We start from the raw sequence: 6,674 nt of genomic DNA, 5'->3' as shown, positions 1-6,674 counted from the left end.
GTACCGCCTCCCCGCGCCGGGCTCCTCACCCCGTGCCCCGCCCGCCGCGTTCCACCTCCCGCAGTGCCCTCGACAGCGCCAGCAGCCGCTCCACGTCGGCGTCCAGGCCGCCCTCGGCCGGTACGGCCACGGGCACCGCGCGCGTGGAGGCCGGACGGCCCTCGGCGTGGGCTCTCAGCGCCTCCCGCAGCCGCGGCGCCAGCCGCTCCGGCGGCACCGCGCCCCCATCACCGTCCCCGCTGTCCCCGCCGTCGCCGAGCGCGGCGAGATAGGGGCTGATGCGCACCAGGCCGTCGCGGCACTCGACGGCCCGCCGGTAGTAGCGGCGGTGCACCCCGCGCGGGCTCAGCGCGTCGCGCCAGGGCCGCGCCGGCACCCGGTGCAGCGCGTTCTCGGGGAACCGCCGGTGCAGCGCCGTCCACAGCGGCTCCAGCCCGCGGTACGCCCGCAGGTGCCGCCACCACACGCGCAGCGCGGTCAGCCGCATCACCGCGGCCGGGTAGGTCACGCCGGCCAGGACCAGCACGGTGCCCGGCAGCAGGAAGAACACCGCCCCGACCCAGCCCAGCGTCGTCTCCGCGGCGCCCGCGGTGTCCAGTGAGGCGGGCGCGCGGTCGCCCCCGGCCCAGCGCATCAGCACCGCCGGGACGAACAGGGCGTCGGCCACGACGATCGCGGCCATGCCGAGCGAGGTGATCCGCAGCCCACGGGCCAGTCGGGGCTCGGCGACGCGCGCGTAGCGCCGGGACCACATCCAGCCCAGGGCGAAGCCGGCGGCGAGATACAGGTCGGCCGTCACGAAGAACACCGCCACGCCGGTGACGGTGTGGTCCCGGGTGCGGGTGCCCTCGGGGACGGCCGCCACCGCGGCGATGAGGACGGCCACCGTGCCCATCAGCGCCAGCGCGTACCAGCCGGCCCGCCCGCGGGCCCGGGCGGGCTCCAGCGCGGAGAAGAGGTAGAAGCAGACCATGCAGTTGACCGCGGCCAGTACCAGGATGTGCTGGACCAGCCGGGACGTCATGGGCGCCAGCCCCAGGAAGACCTCCTCGCGGTCGGCGGCCAGCCCGAAGGGGTACGCCGCGGCCCAGCAGGCGACCAACCCGGTCACCGCCCACAGCGGCACGTCGCGCGGCGCCCGCGCCAGCCGGCGGGCCATCCAGGCCAGCACCAGGAACGAGCCCGCTCCGTACAGGGCCAGCAGCAGACTCACAGCCACCCCAGCCGGTCGCCGAGGGCGGCGCCGATGCGGTCCGCGGCGGCGCCTGCGGACGGCCGCGGGGCCACCGGGTCCAGCACCGAGGCCCACTCCAGGATGATCGTGGCCACCGTCTCGGCCTCCCGCTCCTGCGCGCTGTCGTAGGCGGCGCGCCGCAGCGCCCGCCGTACCGGGCCGGGGCCGAGGTCGAGGTCGGGGATCTCGCCGGGCGCGAGGTGCTCGGTACCGCGCCGCAGCGCGGTCAGCAGCTCCTCCTCGTGGCGGTCGGGCCGGCCGCCGCGGTGACCGGCCAGCATGTGGCCGAGTTCGTGCAGGATGATGTGGCGTTGATGGGCGCCGCTGGTCTGCCGCTGGTAGACGATGTAGTCGGCCGCGGGGGCGCCGATCCACAGGCCGAACGGGCCCGGGACGGGGATCGGGTGGGGCACGAGCCTCAGGGGCCTGCCGCGCCGCAGCTCCACGCGGCGGCAGAGCTCGGCCACGTCCAGGGGTGGCCGGATGCCCAGTTCGTTGAGCAGCCGTCTGCACCGTCGGCGCAGTTCCCGTTCCTTCACTGGGCGGTCCCCCTCGTGCGTCGTGGGCGGTCGCGGCCGCGGCCCGGGTGAGGTGCGGTCCGCGCCGGAACCGGGCCGGAGCGGCGCCGGCCGTCCACCGCGAGTCCGGCACCGCCTGCCGCCTCTCCGTGTGCGGCCGGGACGGATGACCGAACGACGGCAACGGCCGCTGCCGGCACAGAGGTTGGCAGGAAGAGGGGTGGAGAGTCCAGCGATCGCGGCGATACGCGGTGAGGGCACCGGAGCCGGCGGGGCGAAACGGATCCAACGCACCCATCCCCTCCAGAAGCGGACCGCTGGCATTCAGCCGACTTCCGGTGCCGTGAATATCGAATTCGCATATGCCCTATCGGTCGGAGCACTGCATGGTCATAGGTGCACGCCAATGACGATGCAGCGTGCGGCACCGGCACCGGCCCCCCGGACGGCACCGCGGGGGCGCACGCGGACGACTGCGCTCCGGTGAATTCCGGTCACGCGAAGGCGAACGGAGCCCGACGACTTGGCCCGGAGGCGTTCACGCGGCCCGGGGATGGCGCACCATATCGGTGGGCGCCCGAAGCGCCGGGGAGCTCCTCGCTGGAGCCCCGGCCGGGCCGGCCGCCCGCAGTGCCCGCCGTACGCCGTCCGGGGAGGGGAGCCCCGGGTACCGCGGCCACACCACAAGGGGAGTCAGCCCGCGCGGACACCGGCACCGCCGGGGCGTCCGCGCGCTTCGACACCGGACGGCGCCGCAGGCACGGGCCGTCCTGGGGGGAGAACATCCGATGAGGCATGCGATCCGTACCGCCGCGGCCTGCCTGGCCGCGGCCCTGCCGATGGTGCTCACGACGGCGCCGCCGGCCGCCGCGGAGGAGCCCGAGCCCCGCATCGACCTGCGCGTCCTGGTCGTCGACGACGGCGGGCCCGCCGTCGACGCGATCACCTCGGCGCTCGGCGACGCGGGCACGCCCTACACCACCGTCGACCTGGCCGACGAGGACCGGCCGACCGTGGACGGGGACTTCCTCAGCGACACCGTGGACGGCCGCCCGCGCGCCAGGTACCAGGGCGTGGTGCTGCCCAACGAGAACCCCTTCGGCGCCGGCTCGGCGGAGATGGCCGCACTCGCCGCTTACGAGGCGGAGTTCGGCATCCGGCAGGTGGACGCCTACACCTACGCCGGTCCCGCCGTGGGCCTGGACCCGGCGCAGGAGACGGGCTACGCCGGCCCCCTGGACGGCGAGACGGCGCAGGTCACGGACGCCGGCCGGGACGGGCCGTTCGGCTACCTCGACGGTGCGGTGCCGTTCGAGGACAACGACCCCCAGGTGGACGAGAGTTACGGCTACCTGGCCGTGCCGCTCGCCGACCCGCCCGAGGGCGCCTCCTTCACCCCCTACGTCGACGCCCCCATCCCGGGCAGCCAGGAACGCGGCTCGCTGGTGGGCGAGTACACCCACGACGGCCGCAGCGAACTGGTCGTCACCTTCGTCTACAACCGCCACCAGCAGCAGTACCGGCTGCTGGCCCGCGGCATCGTCGCCTGGCTCACCCAGGGCGTCCATCTGGGCGTGGACCGCAACCACTTCGCCGTCCACGTCGACGACGTTTTCGCCGCCGACGACCGCTGGCACACCGAACTGAACTGCACCCCGGGCGACGTGGACTGCGGCGGGGCCGACGACGGGCTGGAGACCGACCCGATCCGGATGACCGAGGCGGACGCCGCGTACGCCGCCCAGTGGTCGGCCGACCGCGGCTTCACGCTGGACATGGCCTTCAACGGCGGCGGCAGCGACCTGCACCGCTCCGAGCACGGCTCCGACCCGCTCGCCGCCCGGATGCTCGCCGACCAGGCCTCCCACCGCTGGATCAACCACACCTACAACCACCTCTTCCTGGGCTGCGTCCAGGACGTGACCGTCGTGCCGTGGCGGTGCGCCACCGACGAGGAGGGGCAGACCCGCTGGGAGAGCCGGGCCCTGATCACCACCCAGATCGACAACAACCTCTCCTGGGCCGACCGCAACAACCTGGCCGTCGACGAGCGGGAACTGGTCACCGGCGAGCACTCCGGCCTGGTCACCCTGCCGCAGCAGCCGCAGGACAACCCCAACCTGGCCCCCTCGCTCACCACCACCGGGGTCGCCTGGATCGCCTCCGACGCCTCCCGCGAGGCCGCCCAGCGCCCCCTCGGCCCCGCCCTGACCGTGCCCCGGTACCCGATGAACATCTTCTACAACGCCGGGCGCACCGCCGAGCAGGTCGACGAGTACAACTGGATCTACACCCGGCGCTCCGACGGCGGCAGCGGCCTGTGCGAGGACTCGCCGGCCACCACCACCTGCCTGGACGCCCCGCTGGACCCGGCCACCGGCTACGAGTCCTACATCGTGCCCCTGGAGGCGCGGATCGCCCTGCGCCATGTGATGGGCAACGACCCGCGCCCGCACTTCATCCACCAGTCCAACCTGGCCGAGGACCGCATCGCCTACCCGGCCCTGGACCGGATCCTGGACGACTACGCGGACCTGTTCGCCGGGAACACCCCGATGGTCAACCTGCCGATGAGGGTCATCGGACAGGAGATGCGGCAGCGCGCGGACTGGCGCGCGGCACTGGACGCCGGGGAGGTCACCGCCCATCGCACCGGCTCCACCGTGACCGTCGACGCCCCCGCCGGGCTGCGCGTCCCCCTCACCGCCCCGGAGGGGACCGTACAGCGGCTCGACGGCCCCGGCGGACCGGCCCCGGCCTTCGGGGAGTCCTACGCGGGCCTGCGCACCGGCTGGGCCGAACCCGGCGGCGACGGGCGCACGGTCCTCGACCTGCCCGGCGCCCCGCAGGAGCCGGAGAACCCCGACGGCCCGGACGCCCCGCAGGAGCAGGACCCCCGCTGCCTGCCGGACCTGCTGAGGCTGCTGGACCTCCTCGGCCTCCTGGAGGAGGTCTGCGGACTGCTCACCCCGGACGCACAGGGGTTCAGGGAGCCCGCCGGACGGACCGAGGTGCCCGCCGGAGCCACCGACCCCGTGCCCTACGGCCCCGGGGACACCGCAGTGCGCTGACCCGCCCGTGACACCGGACCGCTCGTTTCCCCGCCTTCCTGGAGACAACGACCGCCATGCACAGGCAGCCGGCCGGACCGCGCTTCGGCACCCCCTCGGTGACCCTGCTCACCGAGGGCACCTACCCCCACAGCCACGGCGGAGTCAGCGTGTGGTGCGACCAGTTGGTCAACGGCATGCCCGACGTGGACTTCCGCGTCATCGCCGTCACCGGCACCGGGCGCGAACGCCCGGTCTGGCGGACGCCCGCCCACGTACGGCAGACGCACACCCTGCCGCTGTGGGGCCCGCCCCCGCCCGGCCGGGCCCCGCGCGGCCGGGAGCTGCGCCGCTTCCTCACCGCACTGGAGGACTTCCTCCTCGCCCTCCTCGACCCCGAGTCCGAGGGACTGTTCCCCGCCGGGCTCCACACGATGGCCGGCCACGCCTCCCGGGGAGCCCTCTCACCCGCCCTGCGCACCGAGGCCGCCGCCCGCACCCTCGCCCGCCTGTGGAACCGGCCCCGTCTGACCACCGCCGCCGCCCGGCCGACCCTGCACGACGCGCTGACCGGCGTCGACCTGCTGGAGCACGCCCTGCGCCCGCTGGCCGCGCCCCCCGTCACCGGCGGGGTCGCCCACGCGGTCAGCGGCGGACTGGCCACCCTTCCGGCACTGGTGGCCCACCACCGCCACGGCGTACCGTTCCTGCTCACCGAGCACGGCGTCTACCTGCGCGAACGCTATCTCGGCAGCCGCGCCGAGCCGTACCGCTGGCCGGTCAAGGCACTGCTGCTGGGCCTGTACCGGCTGCTGGCCGAGGAGGGCTACCGGCGCGCCGCGCTGGTCACCCCCGGCAACCGCTACAACCGGCGCTGGGAGGAGCACGGCGGCACCCCGCCGGAGCGAATACGCACCGTCTACAACGGCGTCGACCCCACCGCGTTCCCGCCCGCCGGCCCCGAACCGGAGCAGCCGACGCTGAGCTGGGCCGGGCGCATCGACCCCATCAAGGACCTGGCCACCCTCATCCGGGCCTTCGCCCTGGTCAGAAAGGAGATCCCCGCCGCCCGGCTGCGGATCTTCGGCGGCACCCCGCGCGGCGCGGAGGCGTACCGGGCGAGCATGGAGGCCCTCGCCGCCGAGCTGGGGGCGGCCGGGGGCGTGACCTTCGAAGGACGCGTGGAGGACATCCGCGACGCCTACGCCGCAGGGAACGCGGTGATGCTCTCCAGCGTCAGCGAGGGCTTCCCCTTCACCCTGATCGAGGCCATGTCCTGCGGACGCGCCACCGTCTCCACGGACGTGGGCGGGGTGCGCGAGGCGGTGGGGGAGTGCGGACTGGTCGTACCGCCGCGCGATCCGGAGGCCATGGCGCGGGCCGCGCTGCGGCTGCTGAGGAACCCCGGCGAGCGGGCGCGGATGGGCGAGGGCGCCCGGCTGCGGGTGATCGAGCAGTTCACCCTCCGGCAGACCATCAGCGCCTTCCGCGACATCTACCGCGAACTCGCCTTCCCCGCCAGGGAGCCGAGCGCGCAGGCACCCGCCATGGCGCTGGCCGCGGGAGCCTCGGGAGGCCCCCGGTGAGCGGAACGCTCAGACTCCTCCCCGGCGCGCCGCAGCCACAGGGGCCACCCGGCCGCACGGCCCCGGCCGCCCGGAGCCGGCGGCGGCCGAGCTGGGCGGCCGACCCGCTGGACGCACTGGCCGAGGAGATGGCCGAGGTGTGCGCCGCGGCCGTCCACCCGGACGAGATCGCGGCCCACCTGGAGTCCGAGGGCCTGACCGGCGAGCAGATCCAGCGCCGCTACGGCCGCCGCGACACCTTCGAGGCCGCCGCCGAACTGTTCGCCCGGGTCCCGCGTGCCTTCCC

At 75.1% G+C, this 6,674-nt stretch carries 4 protein-coding genes and 1 pseudogene; 3 read left to right on the top strand and 2 right to left on the bottom strand.

Annotation, left to right across the window (positions count from 1 at the left end; genetic code table 11):
* Positions 1–25: 25 nt before the first annotated feature.
* On the bottom strand, positions 26–1,213 hold the full coding sequence (locus L7D48_RS23675; RefSeq protein ID WP_237882265.1) for an MAB_1171c family putative transporter: 1,188 nt from the start codon (positions 1,211–1,213) through the stop codon (positions 26–28).
* Positions 1,210–1,773, bottom strand: a complete 564-nt coding sequence (locus L7D48_RS23670; RefSeq protein ID WP_237882263.1) for a hypothetical protein — start codon at positions 1,771–1,773, stop codon at positions 1,210–1,212. The genes L7D48_RS23675 and L7D48_RS23670 overlap by 4 nt, the downstream gene beginning before the upstream one ends.
* Positions 1,774–2,540: 767 nt before the next feature.
* Between L7D48_RS23670 and L7D48_RS23665 the strand changes: the two genes are divergently transcribed.
* The 3 genes and pseudogenes from L7D48_RS23665 to L7D48_RS23655 all read left to right on the top strand — a co-directional run.
* Positions 2,541–4,823 (top strand): hypothetical protein, encoded by a 2,283-nt coding sequence (locus L7D48_RS23665; protein WP_374493496.1) that lies wholly within the window; start codon positions 2,541–2,543, stop codon positions 4,821–4,823.
* Positions 4,824–4,879: 56 nt separating this feature from the next.
* Positions 4,880–6,388, top strand: a complete 1,509-nt coding sequence (gene pelF / locus L7D48_RS23660; RefSeq protein ID WP_237882260.1) for a GT4 family glycosyltransferase PelF — start codon at positions 4,880–4,882, stop codon at positions 6,386–6,388.
* Positions 6,385–6,674, top strand: a pseudogene (locus L7D48_RS23655) (hypothetical protein); the annotation flags it as partial. The gene pelF and the pseudogene L7D48_RS23655, both read left to right, overlap by 4 nt.

The sequence above is a fragment of the Streptomyces sp. ICN903 genome, from assembly GCF_022015835.1.
Taxonomy (GTDB): Bacteria; Actinomycetota; Actinomycetes; order Streptomycetales; family Streptomycetaceae; genus Streptomyces; species Streptomyces fenghuangensis.
The sequence above is the reverse complement of the archived record's forward strand: the minus strand, read 5'-3'. Positions and strand labels throughout refer to the sequence as shown.